The organism is Gordonia sp. SL306 (assembly GCF_026625785.1).
Classification (GTDB): domain Bacteria; phylum Actinomycetota; class Actinomycetes; order Mycobacteriales; family Mycobacteriaceae; genus Gordonia.
Map to the genome: position 1 here is coordinate 4,870,812 of NZ_CP113063.1, position 25,564 is coordinate 4,896,375.

General features: G+C 68.7%; 22 protein-coding genes and 1 riboswitch. All 22 genes read left to right on the forward strand.

Annotated features, from left to right (window positions below):
• The first annotated feature begins 26 nt into the window (after positions 1-26).
• The 22 genes from OVA31_RS22335 (at position 27) to OVA31_RS22440 (ending at position 25,440) form a co-directional block, all read left to right on the forward strand.
• The gene (locus tag OVA31_RS22335) at positions 27-1,373 is read left to right on the forward strand and encodes a dihydroorotase (RefSeq protein ID WP_267628722.1); all 1,347 of its coding nucleotides are present in this window, start codon (positions 27-29) and stop codon (positions 1,371-1,373) included.
• A complete protein-coding gene (locus tag OVA31_RS22340; protein ID WP_267628723.1) occupies positions 1,370-1,924 on the forward strand; it encodes a transporter in 555 nt (184 codons plus the stop codon). The genes OVA31_RS22335 and OVA31_RS22340 overlap by 4 nt, the downstream gene beginning before the upstream one ends.
• Positions 1,921-3,093, forward strand: a complete 1,173-nt coding sequence (carA, locus tag OVA31_RS22345; RefSeq protein ID WP_267628724.1) for a glutamine-hydrolyzing carbamoyl-phosphate synthase small subunit — start codon at positions 1,921-1,923, stop codon at positions 3,091-3,093. The genes OVA31_RS22340 and carA overlap by 4 nt, the downstream gene beginning before the upstream one ends.
• Positions 3,093-6,428 (forward strand): carbamoyl-phosphate synthase large subunit, encoded by a 3,336-nt coding sequence (gene carB / locus OVA31_RS22350; protein WP_267628725.1) that lies wholly within the window; start codon positions 3,093-3,095, stop codon positions 6,426-6,428. Before carA ends, carB begins: the two co-directional genes overlap by 1 nt.
• Positions 6,425-7,261, forward strand: coding sequence for an orotidine-5'-phosphate decarboxylase (gene pyrF / locus OVA31_RS22355; protein ID WP_267628726.1), 837 nt, complete (start codon positions 6,425-6,427; stop codon positions 7,259-7,261). Before carB ends, pyrF begins: the two co-directional genes overlap by 4 nt.
• Positions 7,262-7,898: 637 nt before the next feature.
• Complete coding sequence (gene mihF / locus OVA31_RS22360) at positions 7,899-8,213, forward strand: integration host factor, actinobacterial type (RefSeq protein ID WP_012834141.1); 315 nt, start codon at positions 7,899-7,901, stop codon at positions 8,211-8,213.
• A gap of 46 nt (positions 8,214-8,259) precedes the next feature.
• Complete coding sequence (gmk, locus tag OVA31_RS22365) at positions 8,260-8,904, forward strand: guanylate kinase (protein ID WP_267628727.1); 645 nt, start codon at positions 8,260-8,262, stop codon at positions 8,902-8,904.
• Between the two features lie 64 nt (positions 8,905-8,968).
• Positions 8,969-9,268 (forward strand): DNA-directed RNA polymerase subunit omega, encoded by a 300-nt coding sequence (gene rpoZ, locus OVA31_RS22370; RefSeq protein ID WP_164307939.1) that lies wholly within the window; start codon positions 8,969-8,971, stop codon positions 9,266-9,268.
• A 17-nt stretch (positions 9,269-9,285) separates the two neighbouring features.
• Entirely contained in the window at positions 9,286-10,563 is a 1,278-nt protein-coding gene (coaBC, locus tag OVA31_RS22375; RefSeq protein WP_267628728.1) for a bifunctional phosphopantothenoylcysteine decarboxylase/phosphopantothenate--cysteine ligase CoaBC, read from the forward strand.
• Positions 10,564-10,759: 196 nt separating this feature from the next.
• Positions 10,760-11,971 carry a methionine adenosyltransferase gene (gene metK / locus OVA31_RS22380; protein ID WP_267628729.1) on the forward strand — a complete coding sequence of 404 codons (1,212 nt, stop codon included), beginning with the start codon at positions 10,760-10,762 and terminating at the stop codon, positions 11,969-11,971.
• Positions 11,972-12,018: 47 nt separating this feature from the next.
• Positions 12,019-13,965, forward strand: a complete 1,947-nt coding sequence (locus OVA31_RS22385) for a primosomal protein N' (RefSeq protein WP_267628730.1) — start codon at positions 12,019-12,021, stop codon at positions 13,963-13,965.
• Positions 13,966-14,002: 37 nt separating this feature from the next.
• Positions 14,003-14,941, forward strand: a complete 939-nt coding sequence (fmt, locus tag OVA31_RS22390) for a methionyl-tRNA formyltransferase (protein WP_267628731.1) — start codon at positions 14,003-14,005, stop codon at positions 14,939-14,941.
• On the forward strand, positions 14,938-16,299 hold the full coding sequence (locus OVA31_RS22395; protein ID WP_267628732.1) for an RsmB/NOP family class I SAM-dependent RNA methyltransferase: 1,362 nt from the start codon (positions 14,938-14,940) through the stop codon (positions 16,297-16,299). Before fmt ends, OVA31_RS22395 begins: the two co-directional genes overlap by 4 nt.
• Positions 16,300-16,371: 72 nt before the next feature.
• Complete coding sequence (gene rpe / locus OVA31_RS22400; protein ID WP_267628734.1) at positions 16,372-17,073, forward strand: ribulose-phosphate 3-epimerase; 702 nt, start codon at positions 16,372-16,374, stop codon at positions 17,071-17,073.
• A 7-nt stretch (positions 17,074-17,080) separates the two neighbouring features.
• Positions 17,081-18,106, forward strand: coding sequence for a bifunctional diaminohydroxyphosphoribosylaminopyrimidine deaminase/5-amino-6-(5-phosphoribosylamino)uracil reductase RibD (gene ribD / locus OVA31_RS22405; protein ID WP_267628735.1), 1,026 nt, complete (start codon positions 17,081-17,083; stop codon positions 18,104-18,106).
• Between the two features lie 91 nt (positions 18,107-18,197).
• A riboswitch (FMN riboswitch) is annotated at positions 18,198-18,355 on the forward strand.
• A gap of 64 nt (positions 18,356-18,419) precedes the next feature.
• On the forward strand, positions 18,420-19,109 hold the full coding sequence (locus OVA31_RS22410; protein ID WP_267628736.1) for a riboflavin synthase: 690 nt from the start codon (positions 18,420-18,422) through the stop codon (positions 19,107-19,109).
• Positions 19,099-20,430, forward strand: a complete 1,332-nt coding sequence (locus tag OVA31_RS22415; RefSeq protein WP_267628737.1) for a bifunctional 3,4-dihydroxy-2-butanone-4-phosphate synthase/GTP cyclohydrolase II — start codon at positions 19,099-19,101, stop codon at positions 20,428-20,430. Before OVA31_RS22410 ends, OVA31_RS22415 begins: the two co-directional genes overlap by 11 nt.
• The gene (gene ribH, locus OVA31_RS22420; protein WP_267628738.1) at positions 20,427-20,912 is read left to right on the forward strand and encodes a 6,7-dimethyl-8-ribityllumazine synthase; all 486 of its coding nucleotides are present in this window, start codon (positions 20,427-20,429) and stop codon (positions 20,910-20,912) included. Before OVA31_RS22415 ends, ribH begins: the two co-directional genes overlap by 4 nt.
• A complete protein-coding gene (locus tag OVA31_RS22425; RefSeq protein ID WP_267628739.1) occupies positions 20,909-21,370 on the forward strand; it encodes a PH domain-containing protein in 462 nt (153 codons plus the stop codon). Before ribH ends, OVA31_RS22425 begins: the two co-directional genes overlap by 4 nt.
• 80 nt (positions 21,371-21,450) lie before the next feature.
• Positions 21,451-23,493 carry an excinuclease ABC subunit UvrC gene (gene uvrC, locus OVA31_RS22430; RefSeq protein WP_267628740.1) on the forward strand — a complete coding sequence of 681 codons (2,043 nt, stop codon included), beginning with the start codon at positions 21,451-21,453 and terminating at the stop codon, positions 23,491-23,493.
• 31 nt (positions 23,494-23,524) lie between these two features.
• The gene (rapZ, locus tag OVA31_RS22435; RefSeq protein WP_267631657.1) at positions 23,525-24,418 is read left to right on the forward strand and encodes an RNase adapter RapZ; all 894 of its coding nucleotides are present in this window, start codon (positions 23,525-23,527) and stop codon (positions 24,416-24,418) included.
• 29 nt (positions 24,419-24,447) lie between these two features.
• Positions 24,448-25,440, forward strand: a complete 993-nt coding sequence (locus OVA31_RS22440; protein ID WP_267631658.1) for a gluconeogenesis factor YvcK family protein — start codon at positions 24,448-24,450, stop codon at positions 25,438-25,440.
• Positions 25,441-25,564 lie beyond the last annotated feature (124 nt).

The following is a 25,564-nucleotide window of genomic DNA, read 5'->3' on the forward strand; positions in this document are numbered from 1 at the left end:
GGAGCTCAGCGAGTGGAGATGCAGAAGTGACTGCTCCGACAACCGGTTCGATCCTGATCGCCGACGTCCGGCCCTACGGGGAGGGCCACCCGGTCGACGTCCTCGTCGTCGACGGCGAGATCGCCGAGATCGGCACCGGCCTGACCACACCGGAGGGAGTCGACCGGGTCGACGGCGGCGGAGCCGTCCTGCTGCCCGGCTTCGTCGACCTGCACACCCATCTGCGCGAGCCCGGCCGCGAGGACACCGAGACCATCCGGTCCGGTTCGTCGGCGGCCGCGCTCGGCGGCTACACCGCCGTGTTCGCGATGGCCAACACCGACCCTGTCGCCGACAACGCGACCGTCACCGACAACGTCTGGCGGACGGGCCGGGACGTCGGACTGGTCGATGTGCACCCGGTCGGCGCCGTCACCGTCGGCCTCGCCGGTACGCAACTCGCCGAGATGGGCATGATGGCCGCAGGCGCGGCGGGTGTGCGGATGTTCAGCGACGATGGGAAATGCGTCGACGACCCCCTGCTCATGCGGCGCGCTCTGGAATACGCGAAGGGCCTCGACGTCCTCATCGCGCAGCACGCCGAGGAGCCTCGACTCACCGTCGGTGCGGTGGCCCACGAGGGACCGAATGCCGCCCGGCTCGGGCTCAGCGGATGGCCCCGCGCCGCGGAAGAGTCCATCGTGATCAGGGATGCGCTGCTCGCCCGGGATGCCGGCACCCGGGTCCACATCTGTCATGCCTCGACCGAGGGCACCGTCGAACTGCTGCGCTGGGCCCGGGACCAGGGCATCGCGATCAGCGCCGAGGTGACGCCGCACCACCTACTGCTCGACGACTCGCGCCTGCTGGGTGCCGAGAGCCCAACGAGCGGGACGAGTTTCCCAGCCTATGACCCGGTGAACAAGGTCAACCCGCCGCTGCGGGAGTCGCGGGACAAGCTCGCACTCCGTCAGGCTCTCGCCGACGGTGTGATCGACTGTGTCGCCACCGATCACGCGCCGCACGCGGCACAGGAGAAGGCCTGCGAGTTCGCGCAGGCCCGCCCCGGCATGCTGGGTCTGCAGACCGCGCTGCCGATCGTCGTCGAGACCATGGTGACGCCCGGCCTGCTCGACTGGCGTGGCGTCGCGCGCGTGATGAGCGAGCGGCCCGCGCAGATCGTCGGCTTGGCCGACCAGGGCCGTCCGATCGCTGTCGGCGAGCCCGGCAACCTGACGCTGGTCGACCCGGACACATCCTGGATCGTCGACGGCGACGGTCTGGCCAGCCTGTCGCGCAACACGCCGTACGAGGCGATGACAATGCCCGCCACCGTGACCACGACGGTCCTGCGCGGTGTGGTGACCGCGCGTGACGGTGAGGTCGTGCGATGAGCGGGTTCGAGGTCCTGGTGGTGCTGGTCGTGGTGCTCGTGTGGCTCGGCCTGATCGCACTCGTGCTGCGTGGCTGGCGGAACCGGGGGCGCCGCCAGGCCGATCTGATCGGTGTGCTGCCGGCTGTTCCGGCCGGACTCCCGGCGCCCACACGTGGCCCCGCCACCGGCCTCTACGTCGGCAGCACCATCGCACCGAGCTGGCAGGACCGGGTTGCGGTCGGCGATATCGGCGACCGTGCCGCGGCCGTGATCTCCGCCTACCCCGAGGGAATCCTGATCGACCGGAAGGGTGCCTCCGGCATCTGGATCCCGCGACAGTCCATCACCGCGGTCCGCACCGAACGCGGTCTGGCAGGCAAGGTCATGACCGCCGACGGGGTCCTGGTGATCCGATGGGTACTGCCCAGCGGCACCGAGATCGACTCCGGACTCCGAGCCGACGACAAGACCATTTATCCCGGGTGGATCGCCGACCACGAGTCGGCTGTCGCTGCGCCGGATGGCGCAGCCGAGCCCGGTGACGACAGCGAACAGAGGAAAGATCAATGAGCACAGCAGTTCTGGTGCTGGAGAACGGACAGGTCTTCCGTGGCCGGGAGTTCGGTGCGACCGGCGAGACCCTCGGCGAAGCGGTGTTCTGCACCGCCATGACGGGCTATCAGGAGACCTTGACCGACCCGAGTTACCACCGGCAGATCGTGGTCGCGACCGCGCCGCAGATCGGGAACACCGGCTGGAACGACGAGGACGGCGAGAGCACCGGCAGCGCCGGCAGCGATACCGCGTCCGGCGACACCGGAAAGATCTGGGTCGCAGGGTATGCAGTGCGCAATCCCACCCGCCGCGTGTCGAACTGGCGTGCCACGACCTCGCTCGAGGACGAGTTGCGGCGACAGGGCATCGTGGGGATCTCCGGCATCGACACGCGCACCATCGTCCGGGTTCTCCGTGACCACGGGTCGATGCGAGCGGGGGTCTTCTCGGGTGCCGCCCTGTCGGCCGACGACGAGCTCGTGGCCCGGGTGCGCGATCAGCCCGAGATGAAGGGTGCCGACCTCGCAGGCGAGGTCACCACCGACACCGGGTATGTGGTGGAACCCACCGGCGGTGAGGCCAGATTCACCGTCGCGGCACTCGATCTCGGGATCAAGACCAACACGCCGCGGATGTTCGCCCAGCGTGGCGTCCGCGTGCACGTCCTGCCGTCGACGATCGGTCTCGACGCGATCACCGATCTGCGGCCCGACGGCGTGTTCCTCTCGAACGGCCCGGGCGATCCCGCGACCGCCGACGCGATGGTCGAGCTGACCCGCGCGGTGCTCGGGGAGGGGTTGCCACTCTTCGGGATCTGCTTCGGCAACCAGATCCTCGGGCGAGCGCTCGGACGGGACACGTACAAGATGAAGTTCGGCCACCGTGGCATCAACATCCCGGTTGTCGACCATGTCACCGGCAAGGTGTCGATCACCGCGCAGAACCATGGGTTCGCGCTGGAGGGCGAGGCCGGTGAGGAGTTCGATACGGACTTCGGGCGGGCGCGGGTCAGTCACGTGTGCGCCAACGACGGAACCGTCGAAGGCGTGGAACTGCTCTCCGGGCAGGCCTTCTCGGTCCAATACCACCCCGAAGCCGCGGCCGGTCCCCATGACGCCGCGTACCTCTTCGACAAGTTCGTCACCCATCTCGAGGGTGACCCCGCACATGGAACGAGGGCCTGATGCCGCGCCGCACAGACATCTCCCACGTCCTGGTGATCGGCTCCGGCCCGATCGTGATCGGCCAGGCATGCGAGTTCGACTACTCCGGCACCCAGGCGTGCCGCGTCCTGAAGGCCGAAGGTCTGCGGGTGAGTCTGGTCAACTCGAACCCGGCAACCATCATGACCGATCCCGAGTTCGCCGACGCCACCTACATCGAGCCGATCACGGCGGAGTACGTCGAGAAGGTGATCGAGGCCGAGCGCGACGCAGGGCACCCGATCGACGCGGTGCTCGCGACCCTCGGTGGGCAGACAGCTCTCAACACCGCTGTCGCGCTGCATGATCGCGGCTCGCTGGAAAAGTACGACATCGAGTTGATCGGCGCCGACTTCGATGCCATCCAGCGTGGCGAGGACCGGCAGATGTTCAAGGACATCGTCGCGAAGGTGGGTGGCGAGAGCGCCCGCTCACGCGTGTGTCACACGATGGACGAGGTGTACGACACGGTCGCCGACCTCGGCTATCCCGTCGTCGTGCGGCCGTCGTTCACCATGGGCGGGCTCGGTTCCGGCATGGCCTACGACCGCAACGACCTCGAGCGCATCGCCGGGGGCGGACTGGCGGCATCGCCGACCGCCAACGTGCTCATCGAGGAATCCATCCTCGGCTGGAAGGAATACGAGCTCGAACTGATGCGCGACAACCGCGACAACGTGGTGGTCGTCTGCTCCATCGAGAACGTGGACCCGGTCGGCGTGCACACCGGTGACTCGGTCACGGTCGCTCCAGCGATGACCCTGACCGACCGCGAATACCAGATCATGCGAGACCTCTCCATCGACATCCTGCGAGAGGTCGGCGTCGACACCGGCGGTTGCAACATCCAGTTCGCGCAGGACCCAACCGACGGCCGCCTCGTGGTCATCGAGATGAACCCGCGCGTGTCCCGCTCGTCGGCCCTGGCCTCGAAGGCGACCGGCTTCCCGATCGCCAAGATCGCCGCGAAACTCGCCATCGGCTACAGCCTGGACGAGATCGTCAACGACATCACCAAGGAGACCCCGGCCTGCTTCGAGCCGACGCTCGACTACGTCGTGGTCAAGGCGCCCCGGTTCGCCTTCGAGAAGTTCCCCGGTGCCGACGACACCCTGACCACCACGATGAAGTCGGTGGGCGAGGCGATGTCCCTGGGCCGCAGCTTCGCCGAGGCGCTGGGCAAGGTGATGCGGTCGCTGGAGACGAAGGCCGCCGGATTCTGGACCGAGCCGAACCGCCCGGATCCCGCGACCATCGACCTCGACGGTCTCCTGGAGACGTTGAAGACGCCCAAGGACGGGCGGATCTACGGGCTGATGCTGGCCTTCGAGGCCGGCGCCTCGATCGAGCAGCTCTACGCGGCGACTGCCATCGATCCGTGGTTCCTGGCCGAGATCGGTGGTATCGCCGCGCTCGGTGCCGAGCTCCGCGATGCCGGCTCGCTCGACGAGGGGCTGTTGCGAGAGGCCAAGAGCAGCGGCTTCTCCGATCGTCAGATCGCGGCTCTGCGAGCCGATTTCGTCGACGAGGCGGCCGTGCGCGAGTTCCGTCTCGCCGCGGGCGTGCATCCGGTCTACAAGACCGTCGACACCTGCGCCGCCGAATTCGAGGCCAAGACGCCGTATCACTACTCGACCTACGAGCTCGATCCCTCGGCGACGAGTGAGGTTGCGCCGCAGCCGGATCGCCCCAAGGTGCTGATCCTCGGTTCGGGTCCCAACCGCATCGGTCAGGGCATCGAGTTCGACTACTCGTGCGTGCATGCGGCGCTCACCCTGTCGGAGGCCGGATACGAGACCGTGATGGTCAACTGCAACCCGGAGACGGTCTCCACCGACTACGACACGGCCGATCGCCTGTACTTCGAACCGTTGACCTTCGAGGACGTCCTCGAGGTCTACCGTGCGGAGTCGGAGTCCGGCACCGTGGCGGGCGTCATCGTCCAACTCGGCGGGCAGACGCCGCTGGGCCTGGCCCACCGTCTCGCGGCCGCCGGGGTCCCGATCGTCGGGACCAGCCCGGAGGCCATCGATCTCGCCGAGGATCGCGGTGAGTTCGGCAAGGTGCTCACCGCCGCCGGACTGCCCGCCCCGGCGTTCGGCACCGCGACCAGTTTCGACGAGGCACGCTCGACCGCGGCGCGGATCGGCTACCCGGTGCTGGTGCGTCCGTCCTATGTCCTGGGCGGTCGGGGTATGGAGATCGTGTACGACGAGAAGTCCTTGGAGGACTACATCTCCCGGGCCACCGAGTTGACCACGGATCATCCCGTGCTGGTCGACCGCTTCCTCGAGGACGCCGTGGAGATCGACGTCGACGCACTGTGCGACGGCGACGAGGTCTACATCGGTGGAGTGATGGAGCACATCGAGGAGGCCGGGATCCACTCCGGTGACTCCGCGTGCGCGTTGCCTCCCGTCACACTCGGCCGATCCGATCTCGCGATGGTCCGTGCGTCCACCGAGGCACTGGCCAAGGGCATCGGCGTACGAGGTCTGCTGAACGTGCAGTACGCGTTGAAGGACGACACGCTCTACGTCCTCGAGGCCAACCCGCGCGCCAGCCGTACCGTGCCCTTCGTCTCGAAGGCGACCGCGGTGTCGCTGGCGAAAGCGTGTGCGCGGGTCATGCTCGGCGAGTCGATCGCGGAGTTGCGCGGCCAGGGGCTGCTCGAGGCGGTCGGCGATGGCGGTGAATCACCAACGGACGCACCGATATCGGTGAAGGAAGCGGTGCTGCCCTTCAACCGGTTCCGACGCCAGGACGGCAGTGGCGTGGACTCGCTGCTGAGTCCGGAGATGAAGTCGACCGGCGAGGTGATGGGCATCGACGCCGACTTCGGGCGCGCATTCGCCAAGTCGCAGACCGCCGCCTACGGCTCGCTGCCCACGTCGGGGGCCATCTTCGTGTCCGTCGCCAACAAGGACAAGCGGGCGCTGATCTTCCCGGTCAAGCACATGGCCGATCTCGGGTTCGAGATCCTGGCCACCGAGGGTACAGCGGACGTGTTGCGGCGCAACGGCATCGAGTGCCGGACCGTGCGCAAGCACTCGGAGGCCGAGTCGGGGGAGCCGACCATCGTCGACATCATCCGTGCGGGGGAGGTCGCGATGGTGATCAACACCCCGTACGGCAACTCGGGTCCGCGGGTCGACGGCTACGAGATCCGCAGCGCCGCCGTCTCGGTCAACATCCCGTGCATCACGACGGTTCAGGGCGCGAGTGCCGCGGTCCAGGGCATCGAGGCCGCGATGAACGGTCAGGTGAACGTCGAGTCGCTGCAGCGGCGCCACGCTGTGCTGGTGAACCGGCGGTGACCACGGCCTCGACGTCGGGATTCGCGACCCGCTACCTCGGTGCGGTCGGGGAGCGTGGCCGGCTCTGTGCCGGCATCGATCCGCACGCCGAACTGCTGGAGCAGTGGGGTCTGCCGGTCTCGGCGGACGGGTTGAGTCGCTTCGGTGACATCTGCGTGGAGGCCCTCGGACCGGTCGTGGCCGTGATCAAGCCGCAGGTGGCGTTCTTCGAGGTGTTCGGCGCGGCCGGATTCGGTGTGCTCGAGCGGGTCATCCGAGGCTGCCAGGCGGCCGGGGCCTTGGTCCTCGCCGACGCCAAGCGCGGCGACATCGGATCCACGATGGCCGCGTACGCCACCGCGTGGCTCGACGACAGGTCGGCGCTGTGCGCCGACGCCGTGACGGTTTCGCCGTACCTCGGTTTCGGATCCCTCGCCCCGGCAGTCGATGCCGCGCGGGCAGGGGAGCGGGGCCTGTTCGTCCTGGCGCGCACATCGAATCCCGAAGGCGCCTCGGTCCAGCTCGCCGACGCCGGTGGACGAGCGGTCGGTCAGACCGTCGTCGACGATGCCGCCGCCGAGAACGTGGACGGCACAGGCACTGTCGGGCTGGTGGTGGGCGCCACCCGTGCGCACGGTCTCGACCTGGGAGCCCTGCGCGGGCCCATCCTCGCGCCCGGCCTCGGTGCGCAGGGCGCGACGGCCGGTGATCTCCCCGAGGTGTTCGACGGCGCCGACACGGCGTGGGTGTTGCCCGCGAGCAGTCGGGCCGTCCTCCGCGCCGGTCCCGACGTGGGTGCGCTGCGCGCATCGGCGGAGCAGGCGCGCGACGACGTGGAGTCGGCACTGCACTGACGGTCGCTCCGGTTGATCGATAGTGCTCGCTGGTCGGCCCACAGTCCGCGTGTCGACGCACGAGGTGGCCCGGTGCCGTGGGACGCGTGATCGCCCGACCACGGCTGCGTGAGCGGTACTTCTCCCGTGGTCGGCGACTCGTGGTCGCGCCTCTCGGCGACTCCTCCGGCCCCATCGCGGGCTCGGTGTCGGGGTTGTCACCGCGACACGCGCGACGAGCGATCGATTCCAGAGAAATTCCTGATCATCACTCCCGTCACATCCGTATCAGTGCAGGCAGACGCGCAATTGGGCACCGAACGCCGGCGTCGGGGCGCTCCGCTCTGCGGGCGTCCTTGGTGACCTGCGGTTTCTCGGCAAATGGCGTAGTCAGAGCGCTGTCGTGATGGTTGTCGGGGCGATGGTCTACGTTCGAGGGGCGAGGGACGTTACAACACAGGAATCCGGTGGATTTCCCGGGGGTGGCACTCGCAAATGCCTGCTCACGTGAGTACGGTCGCTTTCGCCGCACCATTCGGCGGCGGTGGCATTGTCGCTGATCGCGACCGCACCGGTCGCGCCGGCGACCAACCGCCATCAGGCGCCTTCGGGCACCTGGTGACAGTCCAATCGAAGACACGAAAGACGGAGGAACCCCGTGGCCCTTCCCCAGTTGACAGACGAGCAGCGCGCTGCAGCGTTGGAGAAGGCAGCTGCCGCTCGGCGGGCCCGCGCCGAGCTCAAGGAGCGCCTGAAGCGCGGCGGCACCGACCTCAAGCAGGTGCTGAAAGACGCGGAGAACGACGAGATCCTGGGCAAGATGAAGGTGTCGGCGTTGCTCGAAGCGCTGCCCAAGGTCGGCAAGGTCAAGGCGCAGGAGATCATGACCGAACTGGAGATCGCTCCGACGCGCCGCCTGCGCGGACTCGGCGATCGCCAGCGCAAGGCGCTGCTCGAGAAGTTCAGCTCCTGATCGAGCCGAAGCAGCGCGGACGCGTGACGACGACTCAGGTTCGGCGGTGACCCGACCGCCGCAGCAGCCGCAATCCGAGCGCACGAGGGGTCGACTGGTGGTACTGGTCGGCCCCTCCGCCGTCGGTAAGTCCACCGTGGTCTCCAAGGTGCGCGAGCTGCTGCCGACCATGCACTTCAGCGTGTCGGCGACGACACGTGCACCGCGGCCCGGAGAGGTCGAGGGACGCGACTACCACTTCGTGTCCGGCGACGAGTTCGACCGCATGATCGCCGACGACGAGCTCCTTGAGTGGGCCGAGATCCACGGCGGTCTCCAGCGGTCGGGAACCCCCGTCGCGCCGGTCGTCGAGGCACTGGAGCAGGGCATTCCCGTGCTGGTGGAAGTCGACCTGGCCGGTGCGCGCAATGTGGTCCGCCGGCTGCCGGAAGCGGTCAGTGTCTTCCTCGCACCGCCGAGCTGGGACGAATTGGTGTCGCGGCTCACCGGTCGGGGCACCGAGACGCCGGAGGCGGTCGCCCGTCGTCTGGAGACCGCGCGCACCGAGATGGACGCCCAAGGTGAGTTCGGCCACGTGCTCGTGAACCACCAAGTCGACCAGGTGGCCTCCGAGTTGGTATCCTTGCTGGTCGGGTCCGAGGATTCGGCGTCTCGCCCGACCCCGACCGGACAATCGACCTCAGACGTTTAAGTAAGGCGGACGGCCGTCGCCACCCGATGGTCGCCGCACAGAGCACAGTGATGCAGGAGAATGCGTGAGCACCCAGACGAATTTCGACGTGACCGAGATCGCCGACGCCCCGGCTTATGAGACCCCGCTGGGTATCACCAACCCGCCGATCGACGAGCTGCTCGAGCGTGCGTCGTCGAAGTATGCGCTGGTGATCTACGCGGCCAAGCGCGCCCGGCAGATCAACGACTACTACAACCAGCTCGGCGACGGCATCCTCGAATATGTCGGCCCGCTGGTGGAGCCCGGCCTGCAGGAGAAGCCGCTGTCGATCGCCATGCGGGAGATCCACTCCGACCTCCTCGAGCACACCGAAGGCGAATAGAGACCTCGGGCGCGGGGATGACCACAGCGCGCACAGGTACGCCGGGCGCCCCACGACGCCGGGTTCTGATCGGTGTCGGCGGCGGCATCGCCGCGTACAAGGTCTGCTCGGTGATCCGGCACTTCACCGAGGCCGGCCACGAAGTCCGCGTCGTACCCACCCGATCGGCCCTCAAGTTCGTCGGCGCCGCCACCTTCGAGGCGCTGTCCGGCAACCCCGTCACCACCGATGTCTTCGATGACGTCGATGAGGTCGCCCACGTCCGCCTCGGTCAGGGTGCCGACCTCGTCATCATCGCGCCCGCGACCGCGGACCTGATGGCGCGCGCGGCATCCGGGCGCGCAGACGACCTGCTCACCGCGTCACTGCTCACCGTGCGATGTCCGGTCCTCGTCGTCCCGGCGATGCACACCGAGATGTGGGAGCACGCCGCGACGCAGGCGAACGTCGCGACCTTGCGTGAGCGCGGGATCACGGTGATGACGCCGGCGTCCGGACGTCTCACCGGTACCGACAGCGGTCGAGGGCGTCTGCCCGATCCGCAGGAGATCGCGATGATCGGCGAGCTGCTGCTCGAACGCCCGGACGCACTGCCCTACGATCTCGCCGGGGTGCGAGTGGTGATCAGCGCGGGTGGCACGCGCGAACCGCTCGATCCGGTGCGTTTCCTCGGCAACCGCAGTTCCGGCAAACAGGGTTTCGCGCTTGCGCGGGCCGCTGCCCAGCGCGGAGCGATCGTCACCGTCGTCGCGGGCTCGACCGCGGATCCGGGGGATCCGGCCGGCGTCGAGATCGTCCCGGTGGCGAGCGCGCAGGAACTGGCCGACGAGATGACCAAACGTGCCGCAGAGGCCGACGTGGTGATCATGGCCGCCGCTGTCGCCGACTTCCGGCCCGTGTCGGTGTCCGAGGCGAAGATCAAGAAGGGGGAGTCGGGGCCCGCGCCGATCGAGCTGACCACCAATCCCGACATCCTGCGCGGGCTCGTCGAGAGCCGCGAGGCCGGCCGCATCCCCGCTCAGACCGTCGTCGTGGGTTTCGCCGCCGAGACCGGCGACGAGACCGGCGGTGTGCTCGACCACGGTCGGGCCAAACTGCGTCGTAAAGGCTGCGACCTGCTGGTGGTGAATGCGGTGGGCGACGGCAAGGCGTTCGGGACCGAGGACAACACCGGCTGGCTGTTGTCCTCGAGCGGTACCGAGACCGCCCTGCCACTCGGCTCGAAAACGCTCATGTCGAGCAGAATCCTTGATGAGGTCCGTGCCCTGGTGCCAGATGGTGGCGGCACGGCCTGACCGGCCGGGCCGCCTCCGAAGGGTCGGAGCCGGTGTGTAGTTTGGAACGCGTTCACATCGGGTCCGACCCGAAGTGCCAGAACCCCTGTTCAGAAGTCACAATTGCTGAGTAGCCACAATTGCTCAACAGAGACAACCAACGGCAGCGACGACTGCCGGCGCGCCCGTCCGGGCCCGGAGAGCCTGAGAGGACCAGATGACCACCTCTGCGTCACGCCTGTTCACCAGTGAATCCGTCACCGAAGGTCACCCCGACAAGATCTGTGACGCGATCAGCGACTCGATCCTCGACGCCATGCTCGCCCAGGATCCCAAGGCACGTGTCGCGGTGGAGACCTTGGTCACCACCGGGCAGGTGCATGTGGCCGGTGAGGTCACCACCACCGCGTATGTCGACATCCCCGGCATCGTCCGCGAGAAGATCCTCGAGATCGGCTACGACTCGTCGACCAAGGGCTTCGACGGTGCGTCGTGCGGCGTCAACGTCGCGATCGGTGCGCAGTCGCCCGACATCGCCGGCGGCGTGTTCACCTCTCACGAGAGCCGCAGTGGCATCTCCGAGGACGAGATCGACAGCCAGGGTGCCGGTGACCAGGGCCTGATGTTCGGGTACGCGACTGACGAGACCCCGGAGTTGATGCCGGTCCCGATCGCGCTCGCCCACCGGTTGTCGCGTCGCCTGACCGAGGTCCGCAAGAGCGGGGTGCTCCCGTACCTGCGTCCCGACGGCAAGACCCAGGTCACCATCGAATACGACGGCGACAAGCCGGTCCGGCTCGACACCGTGGTGATCTCGACCCAGCACGCCGCCGACATCGACCTCGACAACATGCTCACCCCAGACATCCGGGCCAAGGTGCTCGACTCGGTGCTCGCCGATCTCGCGCTGCCGGGTCTGGACACCTCGGCGGTCCGATTGCTGGTCAATCCCACCGGAAAGTTCGTCCTCGGTGGGCCGATGGGTGATGCCGGACTCACCGGACGGAAGATCATCGTCGACACGTACGGCGGAATGGCACGCCACGGCGGCGGTGCATTCTCCGGCAAGGACCCGTCGAAGGTCGACCGCAGCGCCGCGTACGCGATGCGCTGGGTCGCCAAGAACGCTGTTGCCGCCGGGCTGGCCGGGCGTATCGAGGTCCAGGTCGCCTACGCGATCGGCAAGGCCGCACCGGTCGGGCTCTTCGTCGAGACCTTCGGTACCGAGCGCGTCGACCCCACCGTCATCGAGAAGGTGATCGCCGAGGAGTTCGATCTCCGGCCGCTGGCGATCATCCGCGATCTCGATCTGTTGCGCCCGATCTACGCACCGACCGCCGCTTACGGTCACTTCGGCCGCACCGATGTCGACCTCCCCTGGGAGCGCACCGACCGTGCCGAGAAGCTGCGGGCGGCCGCAGGCCTCTGAGCACGCGTGAGCGGGCCGCCGAGCGGCCGATCGGCAAGGTCCTGCCGATGCTGGGGCTGGCCCATCTCGATCGGCCGTTCGACTATCTGATCGACACCGACCAGGACGCGTCGGCCGTGCCCGGCGTCCGGGTGCGTGTGCGGTTCGCCGGACGGCTCGTCGACGGATTCCTTCTCGATCGCGTGACCGAGAGTGACCACGCAGGCAAACTGGGCTGGCTCGAGCGGGTGGTGTCCCCGGAGCCGGTTCTCGGTGCTGATCTCGCAACCCTGTGTCGTGCTGTCGCTGACCGCTACGCCGGCACGATGTCGGATGTGGTCCGGCTGGCGGTCCCGCCGAGGCACGCCCGGACCGAGAAGGAGGACACCCCGGTTCCGGGGTCGTCCAAACCTGTCACGACGCCCGACACAGCGGCCTGGACCACGACCTATCCGACCGCGGATTCCTTTCTCGCATCGATGCATTCGGGCCACCCGCGGGCGATCTGGCAGGCGACGCCGGGGGAGGACTGGCCGTCTCGTCTCGCCGAGCTGGCCGCGACGGCGGCAGCGGCCGGACGCGGCGCGATCCTGGTGGTGCCGGATCAGCGCGACCTCGATCGTCTCGAGGCCGCATGCGGGCCGATCTTCGGGGAACGCTGCGTCACGCTGGCGGCCGGGCTCGGTCCGACCGCCCGGTACCGTCGGTGGCTCGCCATCCGCCGGGGAGCGGTCGACGTGGTCCTCGGTACCCGGAGCGCGATGTTCGCGCCGGTGCACGATCTCGGTCTGATCGTGGTGTGGGACGACGGCGACGACAGTCTCAACGAACCGCGGGCGCCGTATCCGCATCCTCGTGAGATCGCGGTGCTGCGGTCTCATCAGCAGCGGTGCGCCCTGGTGATCGGGGGGTTCGCGCGGACCACCGAGGCGCAGTCGCTGGTGACCGCGGGGTGGGCACACGACCTCGTCGCCGATCGTGCGACCGTGCGGTCGCGTACCGCCCGCGTCGTCGCGCTCAGTGCCGAGGATCGCCGGGTCGCGGGCGATCCGCTGGCCCGGTCCGCTCGCATCCCCGGAGTGGCCTTCGAGGCGGCGCGGTCCGCGGTGGCGGCCGATGCGCCGGTGCTGTTCAGCGTTCCCCGCCGCGGTTACATGCCGTCACTGGCGTGCGCGCGGTGCCGGGCACACGCGCGCTGCCGGTCGTGTCATGGACCGGTGCAACTCGATACGGGCAACGTGTTGTCGTGCCGGTGGTGCGGACGGGTGGAGAGGTCGTTCCGCTGCGCCGAGTGTGGCGGGAGCGAGGTACGCGCACTCACCACCGGCGCCCGGCGGACCGCAGAAGAACTCGGTCGTGCCTTCGCCGGAGTCCCGGTCGCCACGTCCGGGGGTGCGTCGGTCCTCGACGAGGTGGAGACGGGCGCCCGGATCGTGGTGGCCACGCCCGGGGCCGAACCCGTCGTCGCCGGCGGATACGGAGCCGCTGTGGTGCTCGACACCTGGGCACAACTGGATCGGGCGGATCTGCGTGCTGCGGAAGACGCGGTACGGCGCTGGATGGCGGTCGGGTCGCTGGTGCGCCCGCACGCCGCAGGCGGCACCATGGTGGTCGTCGCCGACGCCGGACTCGCGCCGGTCCAGGCCATGATCCGTTGGGACCCGGTGGGTTTCGCGCAACAAGAGCTGGCACAGCGCGCCGAACTCGGCTTCCCGCCCGCGGTCACGATGGCGTCGATCGACGGTCCGCCGGAGACGATCGGCGCCTTTGTCGACGGGGTCGGGTTACCCGACGGCGCGGAGCGACTCGGCCCGGTCCCGCTGCCGGCGGGCGTGCGTGCACCGGCGGGCTCGGGGGATGCGTTCGACGGCGATGTCGAGCGCATCCTGCTGCGGGTCGACCGCCGCGACGGCAAGGGCCTGGCCGCGGCGCTGGTGGCCGCTCAGGTGCGGCGCAACGCGAATCATGACACCGGACCGATCCGCGTCCAGCTCGATCCCCCTACGATCGGATGAGCACGGACATCGCCGTCGTCCGGGACGAAAGGGTCGTATGAGGGTCGTATTCGCCGGAACCCCGGAGGTGGCGGTGCCGTCTCTGCAGTTGCTGATGGACTCGCCGCAGCACGAGGTGGTCGGGGTGATCTCGCGTCCCGATGCCGCATCGGGGCGCGGTCGTTCGGTGGTCCGGTCGCCGGTGGCGTCTCTCGCCGACGAACACGGCCTCGACGTGATCACCCCGCGACGGCTCACCGATCCGGGGGTCCTCGACCGGCTGCGAACCTGGCGACCCGACTGCGGGGCGGTGGTCGCCTACGGTGGGCTGGTTCCCGCAGGCCTGCTGGATCTGCCGACGCACGGGTGGATCAATCTGCACTTCTCGGTCCTGCCGGCCTGGCGGGGCGCGGCACCGGTCCAGCATGCGATCGCCGCGGGTGACGAGGTCACCGGCGCGAGCACGTTCCAGCTGGAGGAGGGCCTGGACACCGGGCCGGTCTACGGTCTGATCACCGAGAACATCGCGCCGGCCGACACCAGTGGAGACCTCCTCGGACGGCTGTCGAAGGCGGGCGCGCACCTGTTGCTCTCGACACTCGACGGAGTCGATTCCGGCACGCTGATGCCGGTGGCCCAGACCGCCGCAGGCGTCAGCCATGCACCGAAGGTCGACGTGGACGACGCGCGGATCCGATGGGATCTGCCCGCCCACATCGTCGACCGCCGAATCCGGGCACACACCCCGGCACCCGGCGCCTGGACGACCCTCGACGGTGCCCGTATCAAGATCGGTCCGGTGACGCCGCTGGAGCAGCCCGACGACCAGGCCCGGCCGGCGCCGGGCGCGCTGGTGGTGGCGAAGCGTTCGGTGGATGTCGGTACGGCCACCCGACCGGTGCGTCTCTCCTGGGTGCAGCCGCCCGGAAAGAAGGCGATGCCCGCAGCGGATTGGGCGCGCGGTGCACATCTGGGAGACGGGACGGTGGTGGAATGAAGCGCTCGCCGATGATTCGTGACAAGTCGGTGGACTCCGCGCGGGCGGCGGCCCGCGATACCCTCCGGGCAGTTCGCGAACGCGACGCGTACGCCAACCTCATCCTGCCGAAGATGCTGCGGGAGAGGGGGATCACCGGTCGAGACGCGGCCCTGGCCACCGAGCTCACCTACGGTTCGGCCCGCGCGCAGGGATTGCTCGACGCGGTCATCGCCTCGGCCGCCGATCGTCCGGTCGACGAGATCGACGGTCGGGTGCTCGACGTGCTGCGGCTCGGTGTCTATCAATTGTTGCGTACCCGGATCGGCGCCCATGCGGCGGTCTCGACCTCCGTCGACCTGATCCGGTCAGAGGCGGGCATGGGTCCCGCGGGTTTCGTGAACGCGGTGCTGCGCAAGGTGTCCCAGCGTGACGAGGACCTCTGGATCGACGACCTCGCGCCCTCGATCGCCGATGATCTGATCGGGAACCTGGCGTTCCGATACGCCCACCCGCGCTGGATCGCGCAGGTGTTCGACGATGCGCTGGGTGGTTCCGCGGGCCGGCTGCAGGCGGCGCTGGCCGCCGACGACGAGCGCCCACCGGTGCACCTGGTGGCCCGGCCTGGTCTGATCACCGCCGAGGAGCTGGCGCTCGTCAGCGACGGCGAGGTCGGCCGCTACTCGCCGTACTGTGTCTATCTCGCAGGCGGTGACCCGGGCGATCTCGAGGCAGTCCGCGACGGCTATGCCGGCGTGCAGGACGAGGGCAGCCAGCTGGTCGGTCGCGCGATGACGGTGGCCGAGGTGACCGATGACGCCGGTCGCTGGCTGGACATGTGCGCGGGCCCCGGGGGAAAGGCGGCGCTGGTCGCCGCGATCGCCGACATCGACGGTGCGCGCCTCGACGCGGTGGAGGTGTCCGACCATCGTGCCGAACTGATCCGGAAGGTCGTGGGTGATCTGCCGGTCGACGTCCATGTCGCCGACGCGCGATCGAGCGGACTGACACCGGGGTACGACCGGATCCTGCTGGATGCGCCGTGCAGCGGGCTCGGTTCGCTGCGCCGTCGACCGGAGGCCCGGTGGCGGCGCACGCCCGACGACGTGGACGAACTCGTCGTGCTCCAGCGCGAACTGCTCGCCGAGGCGGTGCGGTTGGTCCGGCCGGGCGGCGTGGTCGTCTATTCGACCTGCTCACCGCACCCGGCCGAGACGACCGGGGTGATCGCCGACGTCCTGGCCACCCATCCGGAGGTCCAGCAGATCGACGCGCGTCCGCTGGTCTCCGCAGACTCGGTGGGCGACGGGCCGCACGTCCAGTTGTGGCCGCACATCCACGGCACGGATGCGATGTTCCTGGCAGCCCTGCGTCGCTGACCGGCCGCTGCCCGGCGACGACACCCGAGACCGGCGCGGCCGGGCCGATCATGCGCCCTACAATCTGAGGCCATGTGTGATTCCGGATCTGCCCCGATGATCGCCCCGTCCATCCTCTCCGCGGATTTCGCGAAACTCGGCGCCGAGGCCGAGGCCGTCGCCGGGTCCGGGGCCAACCGCGCCGACTGGCTGCACGTGGACGTCATGGATGCTCACTTCGTGCCCAATCTGACGCTGGGGCTCCCCGTGGTGGAGAGCCTGCTGAAGGCCACCGACATCCCGCTCGACTGCCATCTGATGATCGAGGACCCGGGCCACTGGGCACCGCCGTATGCCGAGGCCGGCGCCTACAACGTCACCTTCCATGCCGAGGCCACCGATGATCCCGTCGCCGTCGCCCGTGATGTCCGGGCGGCCGGCGCCAAGGCCGGTCTGAGCATCAAGCCGGGCACCCCGCTTGAGCCCTATCTGGAGATCCTGCGCGACTTCGACACGCTGCTCATCATGAGTGTGGAGCCGGGATTCGGCGGGCAGAAGTTCATCCCCGAGGTCTTGGCGAAGGCCCGTGCGATCCGCAAGATCATCGACTCGGAGGATCTGAGGCTGCTCGTCGAGATCGACGGCGGCATCAACGCCGACACCATCGAACAGGCCGCCGAGGCGGGTATCGACTGCTTCGTGGCCGGGTCGGCCGTCTACGGGGCCGCTGATCCCGGCGCCGCCGTCGGTGCATTGCGCGCGCAGGCCGCGGCCGCGCGGGCGAGCGCGGGCTGACCGCGACATGGTGGACGAGCCGGTGCCATCGCGTACGGATGTGGCGCGTGCGATGGATCTGGCCATCGACGAGTCGCGCCACGCGCAGGGTGCCAGCTCGCCCAACCCGCCCGTCGGTGCGGTGATCCTCTCCGCCGACGGTGCCGTGGTCGGCCGCGGGTTCACCCAACCCGTCGGCGGGCCCCACGCCGAGGTGATGGCCATACGCGAGGCAGGCGCGGCAGCCGCCGGGGCGACGGCGGTGGTCACACTCGAGCCCTGCAATCACACCGGGCGCACCGGTCCCTGCACGCGAGCACTCATCGATGCGGGGGTCACCGCCGTCTACTACGCCCTCGAGGATCCGAATCCGGCCGCGGCCGGGGGAGCGCAGACGATGCGCGAAGCGGGCCTGACCGTGGTCGGCGGTATCCGGGCGGACGAGGCCGAGGTCGGCCCCTTGCGGGGATGGCTGTTCCGGCAACGGCATGGTCGCCCGTTCGTCACCGCGAAGATCGCCGCGAGCGTCGACGGACGGGTCGCCGCACCCGATGGCACCAGTCAGTGGATCACCGGGTCTCTCGCCCGTCGGCGGGTACACCGACAACGCGCCACTCTGGACGCGATCGTGGTCGGTACCGGCACCGTGCTGCGCGACGATCCTGCCTTGACGGCTCGACATACCAACGGCGCCTTGCGAACTCATCAGCCAACACGAGTGGTGATGGGACAGCGGGATCTGCCCGACACCGCGCAGGTCGCCGACGGGGCCGCGCCGCTGAGGCACGTCCGTACCCACGATCCGGCAGCGGTGCTCGCCGATCTCCCGGACGCATCATGGGTCCTCGTGGAGGGCGGGCCGTCCATCATCGGGGCGTTCCTGGCCGCGGATCTCATCGACGAGATCGAGGCGTATGTGGCACCGGTGGTCCTCGGTGGCGGTCCCGCGTCGGTGGACGTACCCGACGTGACGACGCTGGCCGACGCGAGGCGCTTTTCCCTCAGTGCGGTGGAAACGCTCGGTTCCGATGTGCTGCTGCGTCTGTCCCGCTGAGCGGCACTGTGCCGGTCGCGACTGTGCTCATGATCTCACCTGTGACGGACGCGAAATGCCACGGTGAGTTGGGGCGTGCTAATTTCGATATCAGAGTTCTCGGGGCGGGGTGTAATTCCCCACCGGCGGTGATGGTGTCCTCCCACACGAGGGGATGTCGAGCCCGCGAGCGCCTGCCGGCCGGCAGGGACAGCAGATCCGGTGTGAATCCGGAGCCGACGGTCATAGTCCGGATGTGAGAGAACGGGCACCACCGACGGCCGCCCTCGTCTCACCTCGCCGCATGCTCCGAGCGAGTACTGAGGAGCGCCACGTGTTTACCGGGATCGTCGAGGAACTCGGCACCATCGTCCGTCGAGACGACCTGACCGATGCCGCCCGACTGACCGTCCGCGGACCCCTTGTGAACAGCGATGCCAAATTCGGTGACTCGATAGCGGTCAACGGCGTGTGTCTGACCGTCGTCGAGCAGGGACCGGACGAGTTCACCGTCGATGTGATGGCCGAGACCCTGCGACGCAGCTCGCTCGCCGCGCTCGGCAGCGGCAGTCTGGTGAATCTCGAACGAGCGATGGCCGCAGGCGGTCGTTTCGGCGGTCATATCGTGCAAGGGCACGTCGACGGCGTGGGTGAGGTCGTCTCCGTCACCCCGTCGGATCATTGGACGATCGTGCGGATCGCCGTCCCGGACGAGCTGAGCCGCTACATCGTGGAGAAGGGATCGATCACCGTCGACGGGGTCTCGCTGACCGTCGCGGCACTCGGCACGTCCCCCGGGGCGGGGCCGTGGTTCGAGATCTCCCTCATCCCCACCACGCTGAAAGAGACCAACCTCGGGGTCGCCACCACAGGCAACCCGGTGAACCTCGAGGTCGACGTAATCGCCAAGTACGTCGAGCGCCTGCATCCCGCTCTGCGGGACCAGGTCGACTCGCGGGGGCCGGGCGCAGGCGACGATGGCGTGCGTGACGCGTCAGGGAGTGGAGTCAACGATGACGAGTGAAGCAGCAGTGGGCAGCGGCGGCCTGGCCGATCCTCCGGGCCGGGTGGCCCAGGCCGATGTCCGGCTCGATTCGGTAGAGCGGGCGATCGCCGACATCGCGGCCGGAAAGGCCGTCGTGGTGGTCGACGACGAGGACCGCGAGAACGAGGGCGACCTGATCTTCGCCGCGGAGAAGGCGACGCCTGAGCTCGTCGCGTTCATGGTGCGCTACACCTCGGGCTATCTGTGTGTGCCTCTCGCCGGCGAGGACTGCGACCGTCTCGGGCTCCCGCCGATGTACTCGATGAACCAGGACAAGCACGGGACCGCGTATACCGTCACAGTCGACGCGCGCGAGGGCATCGGCACGGGGATCAGCGCGTCCGACCGGGCCACCACGATGCGGCTGCTCGCCGATCCGCAGAGCAGCGCGGTCGACTTCACCCGGCCCGGTCATGTGGTGCCGCTGCGCGCCAAGGAGGGCGGCGTGCTGCGCCGTCCCGGCCACACCGAGGCGGCGGTCGACCTCTCCCGGCTCGCCGGGCTGTCGCCCGCCGGGGTGATCTGCGAGATCGTCAGCCAGAAGGACGAGGGCTCGATGGCGCAGACCGATGAGCTCCGGGTGTTCGCCGACGACCACGACCTGGCCCTCATCTCGATCGCCGATCTCATCGCATGGCGCCGTCGTCACGAGAAGCATGTCGTGCGGGTCGCCGAGGCACGTATCCCCACCCGGCACGGCGATTTCCGCGCGGTCGGGTACTCGAGCATCTACGACGACGTCGAGCACGTTGCGCTGGTCAAGGGAGACATCTCGGGGGCCGACGGACAGGGCCACGACGTCCTGGTGCGAGTGCACTCGGAGTGCCTGACCGGCGATGTCTTCGGGTCCCTGCGCTGCGACTGCGGCCCGCAACTCGATGCCGCCATGGAGATGGTGGCGGCGGAGGGACGTGGCGTCGTCCTGTACATGCGGGGTCACGAGGGACGTGGCATCGGGCTGCTCCACAAACTGCAGGCGTATCAGCTGCAGGATTCCGGATCGGACACCGTCGATGCGAATCTCCAGCTCGGCCTGCCCGCCGACTCCCGCGACTACGGGCTCGGTGCGCAGATCCTCGTGGACCTCGGCGTCAGCTCGATGCGCCTGCTCACGAACAATCCGGCCAAGCGGGTGGGTCTCGACGGGTACGGCCTGCAGATCGTCGATCGCGTGCCGATGCCGGTCAGGGCGAACTCGGAGAACCTGCGGTACCTGCGGACCAAGCGTGACCGGATGGGCCACGACCTGGTGGGTCTGGACGAGTGGGTGGAGAGCGACGGAGAGGCCGGGCCGGCGTGAGTGGACATGGTGAACCCACCCTGGACCTGGCAGACGCGAGCGCGGTTCGACTGGCGATCGTCTCATCCCAATGGCATGCCACGATCTGCACCGCGCTGCTCGACGGTGCCGTGCGCGCCGCCGCCGACCACGGCGTGACCGATCCCACGATCGTGAACGTGGCCGGCGCCATCGAGCTGCCGGTGATCGTGCAGGCGCTGGCCCGTAACCACGATGCGGTGGTGGCACTCGGTGTGGTGATCAAGGGCGAGACACCACATTTCGACTACGTCTGCGATGCGGTGACCGCCGGCCTGACACGGGTGTCGCTGGACGAGTCGACGCCCGTCGGTAACGGGGTGCTGACGACGCTGACCGAGGAGCAGGCACTGGCCCGGGCGGGTCTGCCCGACTCCAAGGAGGACAAGGGTGCCCAGGCGACGACGGCGGCCCTCGCCTCTGCGCTGACCCTGCGGGCGCTGGCCCTGGGCGAGCTCAGATGAGTGCCGGTACGACCGTGGAGTGGGACCTCGACTATCGGCCGCACCGGATGCCGCGTGTGGCGATCGTCGCGGCCGCGGTGGTCCTGGCCATCCACATCACCTTTGCCGCGCTGCTGACCATCTCGGACACCGGAGTGCACGTCGGGGGCGCCGATCAGTTCGGGCTCGCCCTGATCGGGCTGGTGGAGGCCGGTCTGATCCTGCTGTTCACGCAGCCGAGGCTTCGGGTCGGACCGGCAGGCGTGGCGATCCGCAACCTGCTCGGTGAGCGGGTGTTCGAATGGGACCGGGTGCGGGGGATGACCTACCCGGACAAGGGGTTCTCCGCGCGCCTGCTGCTCCCCGCCGACGAGCACGTACCCGTCCTCGCGGTGCAGGCCTGGGACTCCGACCGTGCGGTCGACGCGATGACCCGGTTCCGCGAGCTGGCGGAACAGTACCGTCCGTCGTCGGGCTAGGTCAGGGATCCACCCCGCCGACGCCCCTGCGACCGGTCGCCCTGCGGATCCCGTCGCAGGCCTCGACTAGCCTGGGTTCCGTGGCCGACCCGACAACGTACCGTCCCGCCGCGGGCACGATTCCCACCGAACCCGGGGTCTACAAGTTCCGCGACGCACACGGTCGGGTCATCTACGTCGGCAAGGCCAAGAACCTGCGCTCGCGACTCACCTCGTACTTCGCCGATCTCGTATCGCTGCACCCCCGGACCCGCCAGATGGTCACCACGGCGTCGTCGGTGGAGTGGACGGTGGTCGGCACCGAGGTCGAGGCGCTGCAACTCGAGTACAACTGGATCAAGGAATTCGATCCGAGGTTCAACGTCCGGTATCGAGACGACAAGAGTTACCCGGTGCTGGCCGTCACGCTCAACGAGGAGTATCCGCGGCTGTTCGTGTACCGCGGTCCCCGCCGGCGTGGGGTGCGATACTTCGGTCCGTATTCCCACGCCTGGGCGATTCGCGAGACCGTGGATCTGCTGACGCGGGTGTTCCCGGCGCGCACCTGTTCGACGGGGGTCTTCAAGCGCCACAGGCAGATCGACCGTCCCTGCCTGCTCGGCTACATCGACAAGTGCTCTGCACCGTGCGTCGAACGGGTCACCGCCGACGAACACCGCGCGATCGTGGACGACTTCTGCGAGTTCCTGGCCGGCCGCACGGACCAGATGATCCGCAAGCTCGAACGCGAGATGAGCTCGGCTGCAGAAGATCTCGATTTCGAGAAGGCGGCGAGGCTGCGCGACGACGTGGCGGCGATGCGGCGTGCGATGGAGAAGCAGGCGGTGGTTCTCGGCGACGGGACCGATGCGGACGTCGTCGCCATGGTCGGCGACGATCTGGAGGTCTCGGTCCAGGTGTTCCATGTCCGCGACGGCCGGGTCCGTGGTCAGCGTGGCTGGGTGGTGGAACGGTCGGACGACGACTCGATGGGCGAGCAGGTGGCGCAGTTCGTCACCCAGTTCTACGGCACGCAAGCCGATCTCGACGCCTCGGTTCAGATCGACGACGACCGGCTGCGTGGCGAGTCGATCCCGCGGGAGGTCCTCGTCCCCGAATTGCCCGACGAGCACGAGGATCTGCAGCAATGGTTGTCGGATCTGCGCGGCAGCAGGGTCGCGCTGCGCGTCCCGCAACGCGGCGACAAGAAGGCACTGTTCGAGACGGTCGGGCGGAATGCCTCGGAGGCGTTGGCACAGCACAAGTTACGACGCGCCGGTGACCTGACGACGCGTTCGGCGGCGCTCACCGAGCTGCAGGAGGGGCTCGGTCTGGACCAGGCCCCCTTGCGTATCGAGTGCATCGACATCTCGCATGTGCAGGGCACCGACGTGGTGGCGTCGCTGGTGGTGTTCGAGGACGGCCTACCGCGCAAATCGGACTATCGGCACTACTCGATCCGGGCCGCCGCAGGCGACGGCCGCTCCGACGACGTCGCGTCGATCGCCGAGGTCACCCGTCGCCGCTTTCTCCGGCACCGTCAGGACCAGGAGACCCCGGCGCAGCCCGCCGTGGACCCGGAATCGGGGCGCCCCCGAAAATTCGCCTACCCACCAAACCTTTTCGTGGTGGACGGCGGCGCGCCACAGGTGCACGCGGCGGCGGCGGTGCTCGATGAGCTGGGTGTGAACGACGTGGCAGTCGTCGGGTTGGCCAAACGGCTGGAAGAGGTATGGGTCCCGGGTGATGATGAACCGGTGATCCTGCCACGGACCAGTGAGGCCCTGTTCCTGCTGCAGCGGGTCCGGGACGAGGCACACCGATTCGCGATCACCTTCCATCGCAGCAAGCGCAGCAAGCGGATGACCGAGTCGGTGCTCGACGGGGTGCCCGGCCTTGGGCGGACCCGACGCACCGCTCTGGTGACCCATTTCGGTTCGGTCGCCCGTCTGCGGGAGGCGACCCTGGAGGACATCTCGGGGGTGCCCGGCATCGGCATGGGCACCGCCCGTGCGGTCCGGGCCGCGCTTGCGGACGAAGGGGCCTCGGCCGGCGCCACGACGACGAGTGATGCCGCGCCCACCGATGCCCCTGCAGCCGGTGCCACGACAGCCGACCGAGTGGAGGAGACGACGGGTGACTGACCCAACCGATGCGACCGGCGACGGCACGGCCATGGACGTGCGGTCCGAGCTGACGGTGTTGTTCGTGGCCGGGATGTCCGGGGCCGGACGATCGACCGCGGCGAACGTACTCGAGGACGACGGCTGGTATGTCGCCGACAACGTCCCCCCGACCCTGATCTCCACGATGATCGGGATGGTCCGGGAGAGCGATCCGGCGATCTCCCGGCTGGCGATGGTGATCCGCGCATCCGACGATGAGATCGGCGGTCAACTCGATCGACTGCGAAAGACGTTGGAGGCGTCCGGCGCACGTACGAAGGTCCTCTTCCTCGATGCGAGCGACCAGATCCTGGTCCGCCGGTTCGAGCAGGTCCGACGTCGACACCCCCTCCAGGGACGGGAGACGCTGATCGACGGCATCGCCCGCGAGCGGGTCATCCTCGCGCCCATCAAGAGTTCGGCCGACCTGGTGGTGGAGACGTCGGCGCTGACCGCCGCGAAACTACGCGAGGTCGTCGAAGGGGTGTACCCGGATGAGGCCGACAACCTGCTGAGTGTCGCGGTGCAGTCCTTCGGGTTCAAGTACGGGTTGCCGATCGACTCCGACCTCGTCGCAGATGCCCGCTTCCTGCCGAATCCGTACTGGGTCCCCGAGCTGCGGGAGCAGAACGGACGCGACGACGCCGTGCGCGACTACGTGCTCGGGCAGGACGGCGCCGGGCACTTCGTCGATCTCTACCTGGAGATCCTCGACATCGTGTCGGCCGGCTACCTGCGAGAAGGTAAGCGGTACATGACCATCAGTATCGGGTGCACAGGCGGGAAGCACCGGAGCGTCGCGATCTCCGAGGAGATCGGCGCCCGCCTACGGGCGCTGACGGATCGGACCGGTGCGCCGAGCTATGACGTGCGCGTCATCCATCGTGATCTGGGGCGCGAGTGAGCAGCGGGGGCAGTGCCGAGCCGGGCCGGATGCGGATCGTCGCACTGGGTGGCGGTCACGGTCTGTATGCGACCCTGACCGCGATGCGGTACCTCAGTCCGGACGTGACCGCCGTGGTCACCGTCGCCGACGACGGCGGATCGTCGGGCCGGTTGCGGGCCGAGTTGGGCGTCATCCCGCCGGGTGACCTGCGGATGGCGCTGTCGGCCTTGATGTCTGCGCCTGCCGCCTTGGCCGACCGAGCGGGCCGACCGGGCCGGCTCGATCCGGCCGGGCACGAGTTGTGGACCAACACCTTCCAGCATCGGTTCGGCGGCTACGGAGCTCTCGCCGGTCACCCGATCGGCAATCTGCTGTTGGCCGGTCTGACCGAGGTGACCGGTAGTCCCGTGGCGGCGCTCGACGAGCTGATCGACGTGTTCGACGTCGACGGCCGCGTGCTGCCGATGTCGACGGTCCCGCTCGAGATAGAGGCCGACGTCTCGGGTCTGGAGAGCGACCCACGGATCAGCCGCTGCATCCGTGGGCAGGTGGCGGTGGCGACCACACCGGGAAAGGTGCGGCGGGTCCGACTGCTACCGGCCGAGCCGCCGGCGTGTGCGGAGGCGGTCGAGGCGATCCGAGCCGCCGACGTGGTGGTACTCGGTCCCGGGTCCTGGTTCTCGAGCGTGATCCCGCACGTCCTCGTACCCGACCAACTGAATGCGTTGCGGCAGACCGCTGCCCGCAAGATATTGTTCGTCAACCTCGCGCCGGAACCAGGGGAGACGACCGGTTTCTCCGTCGAACGGCATCTGCACGTGCTGCATGCGCACGCCGATGTGTTCCGGGTCGACGACGTGATCGTCGACGCCGCATCGGTGCCGGCCGGCCGTGAGCGGGATCACCTGGTTCGGGCCGCTGCGTCGTTCGGCGCACAGCTCCACGTCGGCGACCTCGCCGTTCCCGGTCGGCACGTCCATGACCCCGAGAAAGTTGCCACCCTGGTGAACGAACTGTGCGAAGGTGAATTGGGTCGATAAGCTGTCCGGGCGCAAGAATCTCCAATCGTGACCACCGATGACGGCGACGTGTCGGTGAGACGTCAGGAGTACGAGGTCGATCACTGTGCGACCGGATCCGGGGCGAGCACCCGGCGACCGGCGA

Bases quoted from the DNA above. Each gene is read 5' to 3' on its own strand.
- OVA31_RS22340 (WP_267628723.1), top strand. From the start codon at position 1,370: ATGAGCGGGTTCGAGGTCCTGGTGGTGCTGGTCGTGGTGCTCGTGTGG.
- carA (WP_267628724.1), top strand. From the start codon at position 1,921: ATGAGCACAGCAGTTCTGGTGCTGGAGAACGGACAGGTCTTCCGTGGC.
- carB (WP_267628725.1), top strand. From the start codon at position 3,093: ATGCCGCGCCGCACAGACATCTCCCACGTCCTGGTGATCGGCTCCGGC.
- coaBC (WP_267628728.1), top strand. From the start codon at position 9,286: ATGACCACAGCGCGCACAGGTACGCCGGGCGCCCCACGACGCCGGGTT.
- metK (WP_267628729.1), top strand. From the start codon at position 10,760: ATGACCACCTCTGCGTCACGCCTGTTCACCAGTGAATCCGTCACCGAA.
- OVA31_RS22385 (WP_267628730.1), top strand. From the start codon at position 12,019: ATGCTGGGGCTGGCCCATCTCGATCGGCCGTTCGACTATCTGATCGAC.
- fmt (WP_267628731.1), top strand. From the start codon at position 14,003: ATGAGGGTCGTATTCGCCGGAACCCCGGAGGTGGCGGTGCCGTCTCTG.
- OVA31_RS22395 (WP_267628732.1), top strand. From the start codon at position 14,938: ATGAAGCGCTCGCCGATGATTCGTGACAAGTCGGTGGACTCCGCGCGG.
- rpe (WP_267628734.1), top strand. From the start codon at position 16,372: ATGTGTGATTCCGGATCTGCCCCGATGATCGCCCCGTCCATCCTCTCC.
- ribD (WP_267628735.1), top strand. From the start codon at position 17,081: ATGGTGGACGAGCCGGTGCCATCGCGTACGGATGTGGCGCGTGCGATG.
- OVA31_RS22415 (WP_267628737.1), top strand. From the start codon at position 19,099: ATGACGAGTGAAGCAGCAGTGGGCAGCGGCGGCCTGGCCGATCCTCCG.
- OVA31_RS22425 (WP_267628739.1), top strand. From the start codon at position 20,909: ATGAGTGCCGGTACGACCGTGGAGTGGGACCTCGACTATCGGCCGCAC.
- rapZ (WP_267631657.1), top strand. From the start codon at position 23,525: ATGGACGTGCGGTCCGAGCTGACGGTGTTGTTCGTGGCCGGGATGTCC.
- OVA31_RS22440 (WP_267631658.1), top strand. From the start codon at position 24,448: ATGCGGATCGTCGCACTGGGTGGCGGTCACGGTCTGTATGCGACCCTG.